The following is a 19,909-nucleotide window of genomic DNA, read 5'->3' on the forward strand; positions in this document are numbered from 1 at the left end:
TGCTTGAAGTGGCTTCAGGGTGTAACCAAATAGAAAATCTTTCGTCTATTTAATTAAGATAGAAATAAGTGGATGGAGGTTTAAGAATGTCTAAAAAAAACTGGTTAATTGCTTCAGGGTCTATTGTAGGTACAATTAGTGTGATTTTATTACTGCAAATCTTATTTAGTCCGTTTTATGATCAACCTGCAACAGCAAATGCAAGCGATGGAATTCAAGAAGGAACTTTGGTGGTAAGCGCGGTTGGTGAAGTCAGTGCGGAACCGGATATGGCATATATTCATCTTGGTGCTGAGGCAGTGGATACTTCAGCGGATGATGCACAAACCGAGGTGAATCAAAAAATGGAGGCTATACGACTAGTTCTAGAGGAACATGGAGTGGAAGATGCGCATATTAAAACGGCACAGTTAGATGTCTACCCGCATCAACAGTTTGATTCTCAAGCGAATGGAAATGAAGATGCACAGTATCTTGCCCAACATATCCTTGAAATTGAATACAGAGATATTGATCGTTTAGGTGAATTTATTGATGACGCATCAGAAGCTGGGGCAAACAGAATTCAACAGACAAGGTTTGTATTACAGGATTCTGAGGCGGCAGAAAACAAAGCATTACAGCAAGCTATTGAGAAAACGGTTGGGAAGGCAGACGCTATGGCTGAGAGCGCCAATAGAGAACGTGGCGAAGTTTTACAAATAACTGACCAGCAAGCGCAAGTAGATTTCCCGATGCAAAGTAGCGCCGAGATGGCGGAAGAAGATAGTCGCACTAACGTCGAGTCAGGAGAAGTGAAGATTACTCAACGGGTGGATGTAGTGTATCAATTAAAATAGTTTTAAACTTATTTTTGTTAAGAAGAGGGTATCTCTAAAGTTCTTCAAATGACTTTAGAGTACCCGCTGGAAAAAATATGCTAAATCACTACACAATTATGTGAGAAAAACTTCCAGATGGATTGCCTATTTTTGTTCCTTGCATTATAAATAGAAGTAGTCACTTATTAAACTAGTAAAAACCCGTATTCATTTTCGTGAATAGATTATTTTTTTTGAAAAATAATATTATTTTGAAATAGACGTAAAAGCGTTTATTATCAGGCTTCGAGCTAGATTATGTCTAGTTTCAATCAAAAGTTAAGTCTAGTATTTATTGAATAACTATGCTAAGATATTTTCAACAAAGAGAGTTAACAAAAGTAATTCATTTATTTAGAATAATGCGAATATTAGCATTATTAGTTTCTGTACAAAATAAAAAAGGGGGAAATATTGTGAAAAAAGCTTTATTGTTTTTAGTAACGGCATTAGCGACAACAAGCATGGTAGCATGCGGAAATTCAAATGAAGATGCTGGTGCTAACGAAAATACGAATGCAGCAGAAAACACGAATACAGAAGGGAATGCAAATGCAGCAGAAAACACGAATACAGAAGAGAATGCAAATGCAGAAGAGAATACAGATGCAAATGCAGGTGCAGAGGGAGAAACGTATACTGTAGCAGTTGATACAAACTACGTACCTTTTGGATTTTTAGATATTGAAACGAATGAAATGGTTGGATTTGATATCGATCTCATTCATGCAGTTGCGGACAAAGCTGGTTTTGAACTTGAAGTGGAAGTCGTTGAGTTTGACGGAATCCTAGCAGGGATGGAAACAGGTCGTTATGATATCGGCATTGCCGGAATGACAATTACAGAAGAAAGAGCAGAAAACTTTGACTTCTCTGATCCTTATTATGATGCAGGTTTAATCATAGCGGTAAGTGCTGATGAAGAAGAGATTCAGTCGGAAGATGACCTAGGTGGTGCAACTGTTGCAACCCGTGCATCTACTACAAGTGAAGATTATTTACTTGAAAATACAGATGCCGAGGTCAAAACGTTCCCTGATATCGTTAATGCGTATCAAGATTTAGTTGCTGGTCGTGTAGATGCAGTTGTTTATGATGTTCCTAACGTTGCATATTACATTGAGACAGAAGCATTAGGTGAAATGAAAACTGTTGGTGATACATTAACAGGTGAACAATACGGAATTGCTTTCCCACAGGATTCTGAGTTAAGAGAACCTGTGAATGAAGCACTCGCAGAAATAATGGAAGATGGAACATATGATGATATTTATGAAGAATGGTTTGGCGAACTCCCTCCAGAGTGATAGTCACCTTTAATAACACACCAATTGTATATCTAAGGCGCGACGAGAATGTCTTGTTGCGCTTTAGATGTTTCATAAGAAGAAGGAGGCCCTTCATAAGATGATAGAACAATTAACCGAAATTTTCACAAGTACACATTTTAGAACAACACTCCCCTATATTTACCGTGGGTTACAGGTAACGCTTTTTATTACCTTCGTTGGTGTTATCATTGGATTTATTTTAGGTACTATTTTTGGGCTTGCTCGTTTATCGAAAAGCAAAATAATTTATGGTTTAGCTACCGTTTATATCGAATTAGTTCGTGGAACACCTATATTAGTTCAAGCATTGTTTTTGTATTTTGCTGTATCAGACTTTTTTGGTATTAACTTTGATGCTGTCACAGCTGGTATTATTGCAATTGCGATTAATGCAGGTGCATACATAGCAGAGATCGTTCGTGGAGGCGTGGAATCTGTAGACAAAGGACAGATGGAAGCCGGGCGTTCTATTGGATTGAGTTCAACCCAAACGATGCGGTACATTATTTGGCCGCAAGCATTTAGACGGATGATTCCGCCGTTAGGGAATCAGTTTATTATTAGTTTAAAAGATACATCGATTTTTGCAGTTATATCAGTAGGGGAAGTAACATTCTTACTGAGACAGTATGTAAGTACAACGGGAGAGACTTTCGTTCCTTATATTATGCTTTGTCTGGCTTATTTAGTAATCACGATCCCAGCAATGCTTATTCTTCGGCGTGTTGAACGGAGGTTAGATGTATAATGATTAAAGTTAACGATCTTCACAAATCATTCGGGGACTTAGAAGTACTTAAAGGTATAGATGCTGAGGTTAAAGAGAAAGAAGTTGTCTGTGTCATTGGACCATCAGGATCAGGAAAAAGTACATTTTTACGTTGTATGAACCATCTCGAGGAAATTACTTCAGGAGATGTAGTTATAGATGGAGAAAGTTTACGAGACCCAAAGGTTAATATTAACAAACTCAGGTCTCAAGTAGGCATGGTTTTTCAGCATTTCAATTTATTTCCGCACAAGTCTGTATTAGAAAATGTCACATTAGGTCCTATTAAAGTTAAAGGGATTTCTAAGGAAGAGGCAGAGAAGTCTGCACTCGAATTACTTGCTAAAGTTGGGCTATCGGATAAGGCAGACGTTTATCCGAAAAGTTTATCGGGTGGTCAAAAACAAAGAGTAGCAATTGCCCGTGCATTGGCGATGAATCCAAAGGTTATGTTATTTGATGAACCGACGTCTGCACTTGATCCAGAATTAGTCGGTGATGTTTTACAGGCCATGAAGGATTTGGCTATTGAGGGGATGACGATGGTCGTGGTTACTCACGAAATGGGATTTGCTCGTGAAATGGGCGATCGTGTTATCTTCATGGATGAGGGCATAATCATGGAAGAAGGGCCCCCTAGTCAAATATTTGATGATCCACAACATCCAAGGACGAAAGAGTTTTTAAGTAAGATAATTTAGTTGATATAGTATCATAGAGTTGGGAGCACGAGGATTTTTCCTTGTGTTCCTTTTTTAGATAGGTTTGGTTTTATTATGGATATATAATATATCGCTGAAATATAAATCACATTCGATAGATGATTAAACCGTTCGTTCTTTTTCCATCAATTTTTTAATATGATCTTTTGGTTCCCAACAATTAAATTGGTAAGAAGTTTTCGTTTCAAATCCTAAGCGAGAGCAAAAGTACTGAGTACCGTTGGTTGTTTTTGTTATAGTCAAATGAATACAAGTTGCACAGCAGTGGTAGTCCTTCATTTACAATCATTCCTTTCCCAGATAAAAGATTAATGTTATTGTAACATCAATTATTTAGACATACGTAGAAAAGGATAATGAATAGTTACTTAAACAAACGTTTATTTAACCTAGAGGCTTGAATGCTTTAGGTATAGGCTGACGCTTTCCGCGGGAGTCGCAGCCTTCGCTTCTTCTAGTTGTTTGTTCAAAAAAAGAAAGTCAATGTAGACTGCGTTTCTACTATCGGTGTCTATTTGCTATTTCATTCAACTTATTAGAAAAAATAATGGTTATGTAAACGGGATCCCGCAGAGCGTTCGTTTGCTCGCGGATCATCCCACGGAAAGCGAGCGGTTATTCTTCCAAACAACCTTCCATTATAACAAAAACAATAAAATAGAAAAAAGACACTCATTTTTAAGGGAATTGGTAAAAAAGGTCAGAATTTCCCGGGAAATGTCGTTTAAATTATACGAGTCAGTTTGTTTTATATGATTAATTATCCCCGGGTTTATATCATTATAATTCCCCAAGGGGCTATTCTTTACTTGTAATAATTGGGGACGTAAGAAGTGCATAACCTCACTTATATTTGCTAATTATATGAGTTGTGCAACAGCTTTTTTTAGTTGTTCCAGGGGAGGTATGGGATGAATGAAATGATACTCTTCCTAGCTCTTATTGTATTGGTCGGTGTGATATTTGTTGGATTGAAGCTTATTAATAAGCCAACACCAGCATATCAGACGGCAAAAGTATCATCAAATAAGAGTAGTAATTATAACTACAAGGAGGAATTTGCCATGGAAAAAGAAACAGAACAAGTAAAGGCAAGAGCAAAAGCAAAAGCTGCCGAATTAGCACAAATTGAAAAGGTAGTAAGTGCAGAAGTAGGAAATGAACTTACTCCACTAAAAAGCCAGTTAGATTCTGTTCAACAAGCGTTAACACAGCTTCAATCCAACGGCCAACAGCAGCAGCAACAGGGTGGAGGCTCGTCGGGACAAAATTCGTCGGGACAAAACCAACAAGCTCAAGCACTCAGGCAACAAGTACAGCAATTCACTTCTCAAACAGAGCAACAGCAGCAACAAACGTTACAACAGCTTCAACAATCATTACAGCAAGTAACGCAAACGTTAGGTGATGCTGAACAATCACTACAGTCTTTTAGTGTATTGAATCAAGTTAACGGTCAATTGCACCAAACCGAAAACCAGTTACAGCAACAAGGTCAGCAACAAGCTCAAAAAAATCAACAACCTCCTAGTCAATAACCTGTGACTTATGTAAATAAAATATGCATTGAGAGAAGTAGCTGATGCTCCGACATCAGCTACTTTTGTTATTACCATAAATTGAGTACCGGAAAGAAATTGTTTAAGAGAATTTATAAAATTGGCAGCTATCTTTACGCCACAAGTATCAAGGGAAACCCACCCTTGATACTTAAGTGATGGTGGCTAAAGATCACGCTGTATTTAATAAAAGACGGCTCTGCCGTTTTTCTTATATGACTGTGTGTGTTTGTTCATTATCCTCTAAATCATGCAATGACTTTTTAAGTTTTTTAACACGGGTTATGACAAAACGACTTTTCGGTACAGTGGGCATTCGAGTCATACTATAGTTTAAATTTTGATCGGGAACTGTGTATGTTACATTTTCGGTGAGATATTGAAAAAATGAACGCATGATCATGACAGTAACCCATTCACCGGCACACCGATGGCCAATATGATGATCACCACCACCTTGAGGAATGAAGGAAAAGGGACTGCCTTTCCAGTCCTTAAATCGCTCTGGGTTAAATTCATCTGGATGGTCCCAAATGTCAGGATGATGATTCGTGCCAAAAATATCTAAAATAACTAGCATGTTCTTTTTAAAATGATAGTTGTACCAATAGAAACTCTTTTTTACTTTTGCTCCCATAGCTGGAGCAAATGGATAGAAGCGACGGACTTCCTGAGTAAACATGAGGCTGTAATTACTTTTGTTTTCCTTAAGACTAGAAATGGTTTCCGGATGTTCATGCAGCGCCATTGCACCAAATGTTAGGTAATAGGCTGTTGCAACAATCGGACGAATGATATTATTCAATTCTACAGCAGCGATTTGTGCATCCAATTGTTTCCCATTAGGTTCACGGTGATGGGATATAATATATGCAGCTGTATTTGCCGGAGCTGGAATTTTACCAGAACGGACGTTTTTGACGATTCCTTTTAACCACTTTTCTTGACTTTCCCTAGCTTTTTTCCCACTTCTGAATCGTGCAACCGAGCCGCCGAAGGAATCAACCATTTCGCCAAGCTCCCATGCGCGTTGTTTTACATCTTGATCACGCAGTGGAATTCCGGCCCACTTGCAGCCTGTTCGGGTTAAAACTTCTTTTATTTCTTCAAAAAACACTACGTTCTCCTTGGTTTCCCACTCCGCAACCTTTGAATTGAGTTCATTTACCGCTATCTTTCTGACATCCTCTAGTCTTTCCGGAGTCATCATAGATAGAAACATTCTTTTTCGTTGTTTATGAGCTTCATCATCTAGTCCATGAACTCCACCTTCACCTAGCAAGGATTTTTTAATAGACGTGGGGACAGCATCTTTTCGCTTAAATAGGTTGTTGTTATAAAACATTTCCGCTGCTTCTTTACCGCCCATACAAATTACTTTTTGTCCCATAAGACGTGTTTCAAAGATATCGGATTCTAACTCTTTGCGGAGCCCAGGAAGAAAGTGAAATCCTTCTTTGATGAGAGCTAGTGTATTATCAATGCCTTGTGCTTTAGGAATCGGGGTCTTTACATTCATTAGTGGAAAACTCCCTTTATCGTAAATAATTTTGAGACTCTGATGCTCTCTTTCGAAAACAAATAATCTTCTAAGTATTATCCCTAACTTTGCCAAAATTATATCTACTATATTCCTTTGAAAATTTTACTAAGTATGTAATTAAGTTTTCATAATTCTAGTTCGATTAAGATCTCTAATGAAACTGCATAGAGTCAATCTTGATAAACGTCTAAGGAGATGTACGTTAAAAAAATCAGCAAAAAAGGATAGACAGTTGAATGGATCATAACTGTCTATCCTGTAATTTTTTATCTGACTGCTTTGTATCTTTATAAAACCTTTTCTAAAGCTTCCTGAATTCTTTCTGAAGAAAATGGCTTAACGATAAAGTCTTTCGCACCCGCTTGAATGGCTTCAACAACCATGCCTTGCTGACCCATCGCTGAACACATTATAACTAGTGCATTACCATCCAGTTTTTTAATTTCTTTTAGTGCATCTACACCATTTAACTCAGGCATAGTTATATCCATTGTGACAACATCGGGTTTTAATTCTTGATACTTTTCTATGGAAACCTGACCATTCTCTGCTTCACCTATTACTTCGTGACCAAGTTTAGTCAAAATATCTTTCAATTGCATTCTCATAAAAGCTGCATCATCTGTAACTAAAACACTTGCCATCTTTTTCGCCTCCTTAGTTTATCCCTATCTTTATTTACGGTTTCTTTGTTGGAATTGCATCATAGTCATTTCAATAGATTAATCTAGTAAAAAGTAAATACTCATTGGTCCAACGCTTTCAAAGGAAACAGGTACGTGAAGTGCTTTTTTGTATCCTGTAAGTGTAGTATTCCCTTGAAATATAGTTGGTGAAGTGATATCTGTATTAACTCCTTGTTCGGTGATATTAGTAGACAATCTCCCGGCTATCATATTTCCTAACTCCCCACTAAAAGAAAGTAGCATTTCTCCCTCAAGAGGCATGCCGAACATCGTTTGCCCGATTCCACCAAAGACTTCAGGATCTCCTGTTAATATCATTTTCCCTTTAAGGTCACCTGTAATTCCTATGAAGACACCATAATTCAAAGTTAGAACTTGTTCAGATAACTTTGCCTTTTGTAGTTCCAAATTTAACGGGACTACGCTCTTGATCGCATTAACTGTTCCATTCAATAAATTAGTAATATTTTGATTTTTTTCCGTTGTTAAGTTTGTCATATAATCACTACTCCCCTTTTAAAGCTATGGTTGTACGGTCTTTTCACAATTAAGTATAATGACGCATTTAAAGTTAAGTATTTCGTTTATAAAATGAAAAATAGCTACCTAGTATAACTGCGGCAGCCATCTGGATTTTAAATAAAAACCGTGGCGGCTAAGGTAAAAGAAATAATTCTAATACTTTAGACCCTATGCTTTGCGTCCTATTCTTTCAAATAGTTTGCCTATATCAATACTAATATTATAATGTTAGTAGGACCTTTATCACCTGTCTTTTATAATGTTACAATGATTTATGTCATATATCAACCTATTTCGACAAAACTTTATTTCATTGTACATATTTCGTATGGACTAGTAATTCTTATGCAATTGAAGAAGAGCACCAATAATAGAAGGGTTTTACCCTAGGCTTGAAGTACTAAACTAAAGTCTCGCAAGAGAAAAATTCGTAAAAAAAGATTCTCATAAGGCCATGATGCCCTTTTGAGAATCTTTGATTTTGTCTATTTTATTATACCTTGAGATTTAGCCATCTTTTTTACTACCTTAGGTGCTAACCAAAGCGTAGGAAGGAGAATAAGCGAAACAGGAACAGCGGTAAAAACAATAAATGACTGTAGGGCATTAATACTGCCTTCGCCTATGAATAGCAATACTGCTGCTACGGCTCCCATAGTTATTGCCCAAAACACCCGAATACTTCTAGCAGGAGTATCATTTCCGGTTACTGTCATAGAGATACTGTACGCCATGGAATCAGTTGTCGTAGCAACAAATACAATACTAACAAATAAGAAAGCACTTGCGACCCATGTGCCGAATGGTAGTTGAGTTGCGATCGCAATCATTGTAGCGGGCATTCCGCCTTCATAGAGTGCATCTCCGACAGAGCCAGGGTTTTGAAGTTCGAAAAATATCCCTGATCCACCAACAACGGTAAACCAAAAATTGGTCACGAGAGGTGCAATAATAATTACCGCAAGGAATAACTCTCGAACAGTCCGTCCGTGAGAGATACGGCTAATGAAGAGCGCCATGGCAGGACCAAAACCAATAAACCAGGCCCAAAAGAAAATGGTCCAGTAGCCAAGCCAATCTCGATCCCCTCTGTATAAACTTAGTTCAAAATAATCTCCAAGATAGAGTCCAAAAGTACCAATGAAAGAGTCGAAGATAAAACCTGCTGGCCCTATGATTAAAATAAGGATCATCAAAGTTATTGTTAATATGATATTAAAACGACTTAGCCATTCGATTCCTTTATGAATGCCGGTTAGTGCAGATATGGCCGCAATGGTGACAAGAGAAAATATAATCACTACTTGCGTTAAGAATGTATTTGAGATACCAAACAATGACTCAAGGCCATAGGCTGCTTGAAGTCCTAAAAAACCAATAGGTCCTATCGTTCCTGCAGCAACTGCTAAGATAGAAAAAGCGTCTACTATTATACCTAGAATGCTGTTTTTTTTCATAATGCTGTCACCGAAAAGGGGATAAAGAAGCGTACGAGGTTTCATTGGTAACCCTTTTGAGTAGCCATACATCAAAACGACAACACCTAATGTACCTAATATTGCCCAACCGGAGAATCCCCAATCTAAGAAGGATTGTGCCAAGGCGGGTGAAATAGTAGCTTCTTGACCTGGAGCAATATCCCCATACATTGGCGGAGTCTCTAGAAAGTGGTACATCGGTTCTGCTGCTGCCCAAAAGACACCACCCCCTCCAAGAAGAGTGGTCATGATCATGGCTATCCACTTAAATGTACTCGTTTCAGGTTTTCCAGGCTCTCCAAGGCGCACATTTCCATATTTGGATACCATCATAACGGCAGCAACGATTAGATTAAGTAGCATAAATACTTGCCAAAAAGCACCAAAATAAGTTGCGGACCAGGTGAATGTTGACTCAACGAAATTAGCTATCCACTCGACTGAAATAAAAGAAGCGATCACAAATAAAACGAGTGAACCCCCGCTGATAAGAAAAACCGGCCATTCAATTTGTCGTTGTTTCAATATAAAGCCTCCTAAAGGTATGTATCCTTTTTATAAGTGATTTAAAGCTTATTTACTCTACCACATCCCGATATGGAGAGACAATAGAATGAATAACCTTCTGTTTATTGGGAGTATTTTGTGAATTTAATATTCTTATTAAATATATTGGTAACAAAGGTTCCTTTGTATTATTTGGTGAAGCAAGAGATTTATGCAAAAGTAAAACGAATAAGATATAAAGTGTGGTTTTTAGTAAATGAACCAATTTCATAATACAATTTTTTAGCTATTTTAACGAACGTTTGAATAAATACTGATATCAACGTTCGTAAAAAAATGAATGATTGAAGTGTAAGACGGCGACTCCTGTGGGTTCAGCGAAGTCTGAAAATCCATTATTACGGAGATTTTCGGAGGAAGAATTAGTTGAAGAAGAGCCCCACGGAAAGCGTCCGTCTGAAATGGAGATCATTAAGAACATTCGGAAATCAACATACAACGATGACTTATGAAACTCATTCAAATAAAAGATTATATAATGGAGGCTAGTGAAATTTTTATGAAAAACCATAATTCGTGTTTAACATACATAAATATAGGGTAAATTCCTAAATGAGGACGAGTATTTAAAGCTTGACCTTGAATAGAGATTTGTATTTTCAGAAAAGTTGAATTTGAGAAAGTAAGTTGATAAATTTAATGGTTAAAATAGAAAAAATAGTTCCGGCAGTAATGATGTAGACAATAGAGCTAACAGATGAGCTGGGAAGGGTCCTTACCCTTTCCAGCTCTTTTTTACGTTATTTTACTTTAATAGGGAGGTGACATCCTTGTCAAAATCTTTCTTGCAAAGTATGCAATGTTGGAATTACCACTAGCCATTCTTTGGGAGAAAAAATATGTACGAATGGTAACCAACGTAGTAAATTGATAGGTTTACTCAAAAAGAAGCCTAAATATTTTAAGCGAAGGAGACTTGAAAATGCATAAAGATTTTTATCCATCAAGAACGGGAGAAAATGCTGGGAAAATTACTAACCGGAAGGATCCTGTTGTATATGGAAATGCGGCAGAAGGCCCGCTCGATAAGAATGACTTAGATTACTATAATGAGAATGGTTATTTGTTATATGATGATCTATTTAACGAGGAAGAGTTAAAAGTAATGCAAGAAGGTCTGCAAGATATTCTAAACAAAAACGAGAAAAAAGAAGCGGATCACATTATTAGAGAACCTGGAAGTAATGAAATTCGTTCTGTTTTTGAAATTCATAAAGATGATCCATTTTTCAAATCTCTTTCTAAAAATAAACGAATTGTCCAGATTGCGGAACAACTACTTGGAAGCCAAGTCTATATTATGCAGTCACGAATTAATTTTAAACCCGGGTTTAAAGGCAAAGAGTTTTATTGGCATTCAGACTTTGAGACATGGCATGTAGAGGATGGTATGCCAAATATGAGGGCAGTGAGTTGCTCGATTGTATTGACAGATAACCATGAGTTTAATGGACCAATAATGCTAATTCCTGGATCCCATAAATGGTACGTATCTTGTCCTGGTAAAACGGAAGAGGACAATTATAAAACGTCGTTGAAAAAGCAAGAATCGGGAGTGCCGGAGAACAAGAAAATGGAGAAACTAGTTGAGGAAGCGAACGGCCAAATCGACAGAGCAGTTGGACCGGCTGGATCCGTTTTATTTTTTGATTGCAACACGATGCACGGATCGGCAGGAAACATCTCGCCGTTTCCACGAAGTAACGTATTTTTTGTATTTAACTCGATTGAAAATAAATTAGTGGAACCATTCGGAACGGGCCAACCTCGTCCTGAGTTCCTGGCAAATCGAGAAAATATAAAACCAATTAAGCCGGAAACGAGTACCTTCAGAAAATCGCAGTATGCCTAATAGGTATTAGAATATAAAATCTTTTTTTGCTAATTTACGTAGGTAACGAAAAGACTTCTCCCTAATAAGTAAACTAAATATCTCCATAACGATAGGTTTAAATTTCCTTGGGTAATGGGAATGAATAAATTGTTGTCAAACTCGTAAAGAATGAGGAAAGTAGCTGGGAGACAGTAGTGATGGGCTGCAATTGTGCAGCCTATTTATTACTGTAAGTTATTATTAGGTTGTGGGATTGAATGATATCTTATTTGGAGGTTTCCAATGGTTGAAAAAAATGAAGAACTAGAGGTTAAAAACAAACAAAAAGAAGTTTCCAGTTCTGTAAGTAAGGAATTACGTGATCATTTTGGAAGGGGGCCTGAGTCTGTTTTTGTAAGTTTAACACCCTGTGTAGTTGTGATCCATATCAGAAATTTTTTATCCCCAATAGAAAGTGTTGTTATGAAACAAGAGGGTCTTAAAGGAGTGGAATCTTTACGTGAGATTCTAATGAAAAGTGTTCTTCCTGAAATAAAAACCAAAATATCAGCTTCTTTTGATATCAAGGATTTTGAATTCTTTTATGATTGGAATATCGATCAAAAGTCAGGAATGATTATTGGAATTCACTGGGATAAAATAGATAGGCAAGAGATTGAGAAATCCTTTTATGGTGCCATGAATCAAGAGATTCGAAAAATAAGTGAAACTGCTGAAAAACAACCGGAGCATGTGTTTACTTATCAAGTAAATCCCAGAACGATTATTTCAGGCAGAGAAGGAATTTTGATTCGTATTGAAAAAGAGCTTATTAGTTTAGGTTCTGGTGAGACACTGCAAATTGCGAAAAGAAGATTAGAAAAAAGGTTACTAAATGAAGGAGAGTTTAACAAAATACTTGGGGTTTCGGTACAGGATATTTTTGTGCATTGGGATTTCGAGTCTGATAAAAGTATCATTGTTTTTATAACTGATCCTTTTTAGTGACAAACATATAAAGTACCTGGAGGGAATATGAATCAAAATCAATTAAAAAAGATGTTAAAAGAATTAACGGTTGAGCCTTACAGTTCATGTAAAATGACATACACTTTTGCTAAGGACGAAGATCAGAAACCAGTTGTTTCTGTATTTTTAGACAGAGAAACAAAAGCTTTTCATATCCAAGATATTGAACAAGGGATGACTGAATGTATGAAAGATGTGGAAAATGCAGTATCTTATATTATTAAAAGAGTAAGTACTGAAGAAAGTATATAATGCCGGTTTTGGTCTCATTTTAAGTTCTTCTTTAGATAAAAAGGAGAGAAAGAATTTTAAATTCTCTCCAATTTTGTAAAAAAACGTTATTTTTGTTTATTAGTGTTGATTCTCAAAGGTTTTACAATCTGTTTCTTCTTGATGTTCAGCTTCTTTACCGGTGTGGCTGACTACATATATTCTGTCAGCGGCACATTGATTTCCGTTTGCCCAATGAACGCAGTTACTTACTTCGCAAAGTACATCTACAGCCATCAAAAAACACCTCCTCTTGTACGCTTAGAATAAGCTAAATCAGAGTCCGTAATACTATAGAGATATTGTGATTGATGAGAATATTAGGAGCCCAAGCTATTTGTATCCATTATTTATTAATGAAGGAATTATAATTTAATCCAAATAAAGTAATTGGCAGCTATCTTTACGCCACAAGGAAGAGAAGTTCGCCCTTGATGCTTAAATGATGGTGGCTTTAAAGATCACGCTGTATTTAATAAAAGACGGCTCTGCCGTTTTTCTAATTGAAAGTTGTACATATGCTCTAAGCAAATAAATGGACTTGTTAAGTTCTATGAGATAGTTTATTGTTACGGTCGAAAATGGATAATAACCGTATAAAAGTGACACTAAAGCATAAAGACAGCAGGAGGAGTTAGGGATGAAGAAACAATATGAACCAATGTTTGATACATTTACATTCAAACGAGGAGTTTCGGTGCCGAACCGTATTATGATGGCGCCAATGACGAACTTTGCTTCCAAGGAAAATGGGGAAGTATCGGAAGAGGAACTAGAGTATTATCGAGTTCGTTCCAATGGACCCGGAACGGTGATTACTGCAGTTGCCTATGTTACTAGAGGTGGAAAAGGCTTCTCTCATGAAATAGGTGCGGATAAGGATCAACTAATTCCTGGGTTGGCACGGCTTGCGTCAACGATTAAAGATCAGGGGGCAAAAGCAATTTTACAAATTTTTCACGGAGGAAGAATGTGTCCTCCAGAGGAGTTATTAGACGGACAACCGGTTAGCGCAAGTGCAGTTGCTCCATTAAGAGAGGGTGCCGTTACTCCTCGAGAACTTGATCATACTGAAATAGAAGGAATTATTTCAGATTTCGGCGATGCCACTAGACGTGCAATTGAGGCTGGTTTTGACGGTGTAGAAATACACGGTGCTAATACGTACTTAATCCAACAGTTTTTCTCTCCTCATTCAAACCGACGTGAGGATGAGTGGGGTGGTTCTTTAGAAAAACGCATGCGATTTCCTTTCGCTGTGATTGATAGCGTAAAAAAAGCAGTTGATCAGCATGCTAAAAATCCATTTGTTATCGGCTATCGTATTTCTCCCGAAGAAATGGAGAACCCGGGAATTAAAATGGAAGATACATTAGCATTCGTGGATCAGTTAGCAGAGGCAGATCTAGACTATCTTCATATATCTGTTCAAGATTTCTGGAGTGGGTCAATGAGAGATAAGGAAGATAAAGAGTCACGGATCGTACTGATTCAAGATAAAGTAGGTGCTCGAGTTCCGGTCATTGGAGTGGGATCGCTTCATACGCCAGACGAAGTGATGAAAGCTTTTGACACAGGAATCCCTTTTGTAGCACTAGGTCGTGAGTTAATCATGGAACCTAATTGGGTGAAAAAAGTTCAGGAAGAGAAGGAAGATTCAATTCGTCAAACATTAACGAAAAATGATCAAAAAAAGCTAGTTGTTCCTGATTATTTATGGAATGCTATTATGAATAGTCCAGGTTGGTTTCCAGTAGAGGAAAAATAAGCAATGTTAGGTGTCTCAATAGGTCAAAAAGACCTATTGAGACACTTTTCTTATAATAAAGATAAAGCTATTTTACGCCACAAGCATCAAGGAGACGGAAGCTTACGCTGTATTTAATAAAAGACGCTACGCGTTTTCTTATTAGGTTATTCGTCCTCTTTTTCTCTTGAGCTGGTTAATGCTTTCATAAAATAAGCGGTTGGAAGTAAAAGCCCGATACTTGCTTCAATTAATGAAAAAAACCTGGCACTTCCGACAGGAACTAAATCCCCGTAACCGACTGATAAAATAGTAACCCCACTAAAATAAAGGGAGTCTAAAAATGTGACATCCGCAACATCGCCTGTGGGAGAGCTAACTAATAATACAACTTCATTTAAAGACAGTAAGTAATAAAGGCAAGCAAAACCTATTGTGAATCCTAAAAGTACAAAGAATAGCTTATAGAAAAGAATTGAACTGAAATAGCTATTTTTAAAGGATTTGTTATTGAAAAAATAATATAAATTAACAATCATAAATATGATTGTTATTCCTATTAATATACCGGATAAAATAGTAAAACCCCTTTCAAAGTAATAATAATCCGTTCCCGTTACTGAGAGGCTAAAACATGTAAGGATTCTTTGGTTTTTCAAGACCGTATTTGAAATTATTATGAATGGAAGCTCCATTTTTTTATTAGTAGATAATTTATAAAATTGACAGCTATCTTTACGCCACAAGTATCAAGGGAAACCCACCCTCCTTTCGGGTAGCACCTACACGAACTACGTAGGTGCTACCCGGGGTGGCTAAAGATAACGCTGTATTTAATAAAAGACGGCTATGCCGTTTTCCTTAATCAGTGTAAGATAGTGGGTAGAAACGATTAGAAAGTGTGTTGCTGTGTTAACGATACTTTTGAGAAGGATGGGATACGATGGATTCATTGGAATTGGTAGTCGATGCAAAGGCGGAACTAGGAGAAGGTCCTTTTTGGGATGAGCGCACTAATCAACTCATCTGGGTCAATATTAATGGGTACAGTGTAAACTTCTATGATCCTTTTACGAGAGAGAATGTTGGTCATGACGTTGGTCAGCATGTGGGAGCAGCGGTGGTAAGGGAAAGTGGCGACCTGTTGCTGGCAATGAGACAAGGTTTTTATACGTATGATATTAAAAGCAAAAAGTTAATTGCTGTTCATGATCCTGAACCTGATAAAACAGGTAATCGATTTAATGATGGGAAATGCGATCCGCAAGGAAGGTTTTGGGCAGGAACGATGGTTTTAGAAGGGGATTCTGGACAAGCAAATTTGTTCAAAATGGATACGGATTTTTCAGTAGAAAAAATTATATCAGGGGTAACGATCTCTAACGGTCTGGCGTGGGATACAGAAAAAGGAAAAATGTATTATATTGATACACCGACTAAGAAAATCCAATCGTTTGATTTCTATTCGGAAACTGGAGAATTAACAAATGAACAAACAGCCGTCACCTTTGCGAAAGACGTTGGTAGTCCTGATGGAATGACTATTGATGAAGAAGGAATGTTATGGGTAGCTTTTTTCAGAGGTTCGAGAGTTGCAAGGTTTAATCCAGAGACAGGAGAGCAGCTTGCTGAAATTCCTGTGCCAGCTAGTCAAGTAACCTCTTGTGCATTTGGAGGAGAAAACATGGATGAATTATATATAACTACAGCTAGAAACGGTTTAACTGCTGAGGAATTGAAAGAGCAACCTCATGCAGGTGGTTTATTCCGCATTAAACTGGATGTTAAAGGAGCCCCTTCTTACAAGTTTAGAGGCTAGGGTAGTACTTTTGCTTTGTTATGCGCAGCCGGACGGCGGGAATGAGCTAGCCTTGTTCGGAGATGCGCGTGAATAGTGGAATTATGAAATTATGAGCCTCTTGATAGAAGAATTGCGCTACTATTGAAAAAGGAACTCTCGATAAGTCATTCTAGGGTTCCTTTTAATTTAACTAAAAGATAAGCGTATAAGTTGACAAGCTATCTTTACGCCACGTGTTTTTCTTATCTAATGTTTTGGTTTTTCCGATATATATTTACCGTGATCTGGAATGGCAATTTGATCAAAATTGGCAACGAGATTCTTTAAATTCTTTGACAATTCTTCTCCATTCATCGGTAGTCCGTGGCCGGTTACCGCAATAGAGGGGTGGAGTTCTTCCAGAAGTTTCACCGATTCCCATGAGGTTTCCCAGTCAGGAGTGAGGTATCTCGGTGGGCCACTTATCTCCTGCTCTTGCGTCAAGACGCTGTATAGGGATTCTTGTTTCACTGTGACAAAGGCATCACCAACGATCAAGCTTCGATCAGATTCCCTGAATAAAGAGACGTGCCCAGGAGTATGTCCAGGAGTATGCAGCCATTTAAAGTCTGCCATAAAGGGAACCTCACCATTTTCGGGTAGTTTTTCTACATGACCACCTAAGTTGATTGGTTCATTTGGGAAAAGGGCAGACATTTTTGCTATTAATCCTCCTTCTACACTGGGGTCCGGTTCTGGGTATTTCATTTCACCTGTAAGATAAGGAATTTCTAATTCGTGAGCGTAAACAGGTATTTTCCAATGCTCAATTAATTCAATAATTGCACCAACGTGATCAAAGTGTCCGTGTGTTAAAATGATTGCTTTTGGCCGACTATTAGGGCCAAAACGCTTTTCTACAACAGAGATGATTTTATCAGCAGAAAGAGGCATACCTGCATCAATGAGCACGAAATCTTCCGTTTTAGGATCCCCGACCAAACAAATATTCACTATTTGAATAGTGTGTGTATATATGTCTGGTAATAATTCTATTCCATTACCGCTTGCAACGGAGGTTGAGGGAACATATTTATAATCTTTCCCATAGGACATTTCGTTTTCCAATTATATCTTTCCTTTCTGTTATGAATCTCTATGAATAGGATGTCCGAAGTCTTGGAAAAGATACATAAGGGTGGTTTTGAATACTATTCGTACCCACTTAATAAATAATTTAAAGTGATCAATAGGCTTTGGTTTACAAATCTAAAAGAGCGGGAAGATAAAGAATAATACATTAAGTGAAAGGATGATACACACATGTTACGTACGATTCTAATGGTTATTGGAGCAATTGTAGTAATTAGCTTTTTGTTAACACTACTCTAAAATGCAATGATAAGATCAATTTTTATAATATGCCCTAGGATGAAAAGTCCTGGGGTTTTGTAGTACTAAACGGATAATGTTTAAATAGTTGTTTTAAAAGGAAAATAACTTTTCAGGAGGGATTTTAATGACTAAAAGATCTGATAATAAAGAAAACACCTTCAAAAAAGATAGAGAAGAACAAAAGAAACGTGATCAATCAACCATGCCTGTTGATGAACTTCCATTAGAAGAAATTAAACGGGAAGAAGAGGAAGAGCGTAATAAGAGAAGCTCAAAAAATAAATCATCCACGGATAAATAGGTCAAAGCTGGCAATCAGCTTTGACCTATTTATATGTTGACTTGACAGCTACCTTTACGCTATGCGATTTTCTTGAAAAGTAAGAAAGCACAGGCCATATTAAGTTATATAACCTAGACACTAAGCATGAGTGATAACCAGTGTTAAAGGTGCTTGCGCTTTTCAAATAAAATTGTTTACTATAGAGGTGGGGGTGAACGGATTGTTTAAACAAATGCTCTTATCATTTTTATTTATAGTCATGATTATATCCTCTGCATGCACAGATAATGAGGCAGAAACTCCTATGGAAAACAAAAATGTAAATGTGGAAGAACCTGAAGCAGAAAACAATGGAAACATAGCTCCAGAAGAAGAAATTAAAAGGTTGGTAGTCACCTCTTTGAATCCCGAGCTGGAAGTGGATGACTCAGAGTATACTGAAAAGTTTGACCAACTGGATGTCATCGTAAGTGACGTTAATTTATCGGAGGAAGAAAAGCTTGGCACATTTGATTTTGATGGGATTGTTTATAATGTTGCAAATATCTCTTTACATGAAATAGAAGTTACTGAGGAAGCACAAAATGAATATTCTACGAACGCTGCTGGGAATTTTCTGATCAGCTATGATGTGATTGCATACAATCAAAAGGAACAGCGTGAGAGAGTATTCTTGCCACATTTAGATGTGAAAATTAATGGTCATACTTTTACGAATGAGGGAATTATTGGTCCGAGTATCCTTTACACCGAACTCAGACCAGAACAGGCGAAAGTGATTAGAAATCATATCATGGTTGCTTACCCGCTTGAGAATTCTGAAAGTATTGATGTAGGTCTTGGTTATGAATTTAGAGCGGAAAACATTGTAGGTCAGACGCCACGTGTGACAATCTACGGAGATGCTCAAGAAAAAGTTGACTACAATACAGTAATTGAGACTAACCTAGCGACTAAATTTAAAGATGGGTATCACAATATGCTGGGATCTTTGGAAGAAGATTATGAGTTAAATTTTGGTGAAACAATTTTCCAGCATGCAGAGCCTCTTTTATTTGATGAAGACAATGGAATAGCGATTCGGGTAAATCGTGTAGAGGTGATGGAAGTAGATACATCTGAAAACGAGGAATTTGGCAGTAGTGATGGCAAAGTAGCACTGTTAGTGGACACTACATACCTAAATAAAACTGATTTCCCTTTTGAAAAGCAGACGGAGATGGTTGAATTTGAATTAGGGGAAGGCACGTACGAAAATAAGATAGTTCTGTTACCCTATGAAAATGAAAATATCATCGTTGATCCTGGGACCTTATTTTATAATCGTGAGCTTATTATATTTGATATGTATAAAGATAATTTACAAGACATCACTGTAAAGCTTAGCCCATATGTAATGAGGCAACTTAGTGCAGATGATTCTGAGTACGTAATATATGAGAGAGAGTAATTTCAAGAACTTGCGTTAGATTGTCTAATTAATTAACTGTATTAAAAAGTTTGTCTTCTAAGTTTCTGTTTGAAGTAAAATAAGAAAAACGGCACAGCCGCCTTT

At 37.3% G+C, this 19,909-nt stretch carries 19 protein-coding genes and 1 riboswitch; of the genes, 12 read left to right on the top strand and 7 right to left on the bottom strand.

Annotated elements, in window-relative coordinates:
- The first annotated feature begins 86 nt into the window (after positions 1-86).
- The 5 genes from CEF18_RS24385 (at position 87) to CEF18_RS24405 (ending at position 5,220) form a co-directional block, all read left to right on the top strand.
- Positions 87-839 carry an SIMPL domain-containing protein gene (locus CEF18_RS24385; protein ID WP_110939093.1) on the top strand — a complete coding sequence of 251 codons (753 nt, stop codon included), beginning with the start codon at positions 87-89 and terminating at the stop codon, positions 837-839.
- Between the two features lie 437 nt (positions 840-1,276).
- Positions 1,277-2,167 carry a transporter substrate-binding domain-containing protein gene (locus CEF18_RS24390; protein WP_223292471.1) on the top strand — a complete coding sequence of 297 codons (891 nt, stop codon included), beginning with the start codon at positions 1,277-1,279 and terminating at the stop codon, positions 2,165-2,167.
- A gap of 100 nt (positions 2,168-2,267) precedes the next feature.
- Entirely contained in the window at positions 2,268-2,939 is a 672-nt protein-coding gene (locus tag CEF18_RS24395) for an amino acid ABC transporter permease (protein ID WP_110939094.1), read from the top strand.
- Positions 2,939-3,661: an amino acid ABC transporter ATP-binding protein gene (locus CEF18_RS24400; RefSeq protein WP_110939095.1), complete on the top strand. Its 723-nt coding sequence runs from the start codon at positions 2,939-2,941 to the stop codon at positions 3,659-3,661. The genes CEF18_RS24395 and CEF18_RS24400 overlap by 1 nt, the downstream gene beginning before the upstream one ends.
- Positions 3,662-4,593: 932 nt before the next feature.
- A complete protein-coding gene (locus tag CEF18_RS24405) occupies positions 4,594-5,220 on the top strand; it encodes a hypothetical protein (protein WP_183041128.1) in 627 nt (208 codons plus the stop codon).
- A gap of 232 nt (positions 5,221-5,452) precedes the next feature.
- Here CEF18_RS24405 and CEF18_RS24410 read toward each other — a convergent pair whose 3' ends face one another.
- The 4 genes from CEF18_RS24410 to CEF18_RS24425 form a co-directional block, all read right to left on the bottom strand.
- Positions 5,453-6,760 (bottom strand): cytochrome P450, encoded by a 1,308-nt coding sequence (locus CEF18_RS24410; RefSeq protein WP_110939096.1) that lies wholly within the window; start codon positions 6,758-6,760, stop codon positions 5,453-5,455.
- A gap of 311 nt (positions 6,761-7,071) precedes the next feature.
- Positions 7,072-7,428, bottom strand: a complete 357-nt coding sequence (locus tag CEF18_RS24415; protein WP_110939097.1) for a response regulator — start codon at positions 7,426-7,428, stop codon at positions 7,072-7,074.
- A 78-nt stretch (positions 7,429-7,506) separates the two neighbouring features.
- Positions 7,507-7,968, bottom strand: coding sequence for a chemotaxis protein CheX (locus CEF18_RS24420; RefSeq protein WP_110939098.1), 462 nt, complete (start codon positions 7,966-7,968; stop codon positions 7,507-7,509).
- A gap of 149 nt (positions 7,969-8,117) precedes the next feature.
- Positions 8,118-8,206: riboswitch (cyclic di-GMP riboswitch) on the bottom strand.
- Positions 8,207-8,477: 271 nt separating this feature from the next.
- The gene (locus tag CEF18_RS24425) at positions 8,478-9,995 is read right to left on the bottom strand and encodes a BCCT family transporter (RefSeq protein WP_110939099.1); all 1,518 of its coding nucleotides are present in this window, start codon (positions 9,993-9,995) and stop codon (positions 8,478-8,480) included.
- Between the two features lie 964 nt (positions 9,996-10,959).
- Here CEF18_RS24425 and thpD point away from each other — a divergent pair.
- The 3 genes from thpD to CEF18_RS24440 all read left to right on the top strand — a co-directional run bounded on the left by thpD (position 10,960) and on the right by CEF18_RS24440 (position 13,131).
- Positions 10,960-11,889: an ectoine hydroxylase gene (gene thpD / locus CEF18_RS24430; protein WP_110939100.1), complete on the top strand. Its 930-nt coding sequence runs from the start codon at positions 10,960-10,962 to the stop codon at positions 11,887-11,889.
- Between the two features lie 264 nt (positions 11,890-12,153).
- The gene (locus CEF18_RS24435) at positions 12,154-12,855 is read left to right on the top strand and encodes a Na-translocating system protein MpsC family protein (RefSeq protein ID WP_110939101.1); all 702 of its coding nucleotides are present in this window, start codon (positions 12,154-12,156) and stop codon (positions 12,853-12,855) included.
- Positions 12,856-12,885: 30 nt separating this feature from the next.
- Complete coding sequence (locus tag CEF18_RS24440) at positions 12,886-13,131, top strand: hypothetical protein (protein ID WP_110939102.1); 246 nt, start codon at positions 12,886-12,888, stop codon at positions 13,129-13,131.
- Between the two features lie 99 nt (positions 13,132-13,230).
- On the opposite strand, the gene CEF18_RS24445 is transcribed toward CEF18_RS24440, so the two are convergent.
- On the bottom strand, positions 13,231-13,386 hold the full coding sequence (locus CEF18_RS24445; RefSeq protein ID WP_110939103.1) for a DUF1540 domain-containing protein: 156 nt from the start codon (positions 13,384-13,386) through the stop codon (positions 13,231-13,233).
- A gap of 403 nt (positions 13,387-13,789) precedes the next feature.
- Here CEF18_RS24445 and CEF18_RS24450 point away from each other — a divergent pair, with 403 nt between their 5' ends.
- Positions 13,790-14,917, top strand: coding sequence for an NADH-dependent flavin oxidoreductase (locus tag CEF18_RS24450; protein WP_110939104.1), 1,128 nt, complete (start codon positions 13,790-13,792; stop codon positions 14,915-14,917).
- 146 nt (positions 14,918-15,063) lie between these two features.
- On the opposite strand, the gene CEF18_RS24455 is transcribed toward CEF18_RS24450, so the two are convergent.
- Positions 15,064-15,435, bottom strand: coding sequence for a potassium channel family protein (locus CEF18_RS24455; RefSeq protein ID WP_223292472.1), 372 nt, complete (start codon positions 15,433-15,435; stop codon positions 15,064-15,066).
- A gap of 404 nt (positions 15,436-15,839) precedes the next feature.
- Between CEF18_RS24455 and CEF18_RS24460 the strand changes: the two genes are divergently transcribed.
- Positions 15,840-16,715 (top strand): SMP-30/gluconolactonase/LRE family protein, encoded by an 876-nt coding sequence (locus CEF18_RS24460; RefSeq protein WP_110939105.1) that lies wholly within the window; start codon positions 15,840-15,842, stop codon positions 16,713-16,715.
- A 228-nt stretch (positions 16,716-16,943) separates the two neighbouring features.
- Here CEF18_RS24460 and CEF18_RS24465 read toward each other — a convergent pair whose 3' ends face one another.
- Positions 16,944-17,804: an MBL fold metallo-hydrolase gene (locus tag CEF18_RS24465; RefSeq protein ID WP_110939106.1), complete on the bottom strand. Its 861-nt coding sequence runs from the start codon at positions 17,802-17,804 to the stop codon at positions 16,944-16,946.
- Between the two features lie 391 nt (positions 17,805-18,195).
- Here CEF18_RS24465 and CEF18_RS26235 point away from each other — a divergent pair, with 391 nt between their 5' ends.
- Both CEF18_RS26235 and CEF18_RS24470 read left to right on the top strand, forming a co-directional pair.
- Complete coding sequence (locus tag CEF18_RS26235; RefSeq protein ID WP_183041130.1) at positions 18,196-18,372, top strand: hypothetical protein; 177 nt, start codon at positions 18,196-18,198, stop codon at positions 18,370-18,372.
- Positions 18,373-18,574: 202 nt separating this feature from the next.
- Positions 18,575-19,804, top strand: coding sequence for a hypothetical protein (locus CEF18_RS24470; RefSeq protein ID WP_110939107.1), 1,230 nt, complete (start codon positions 18,575-18,577; stop codon positions 19,802-19,804).
- Positions 19,805-19,909 lie beyond the last annotated feature (105 nt).

Source organism: Salipaludibacillus neizhouensis, from assembly GCF_002886185.1.
In the GTDB taxonomy this organism is placed as follows: domain Bacteria; phylum Bacillota; class Bacilli; order Bacillales; family Salisediminibacteriaceae; genus Salipaludibacillus; species Salipaludibacillus neizhouensis.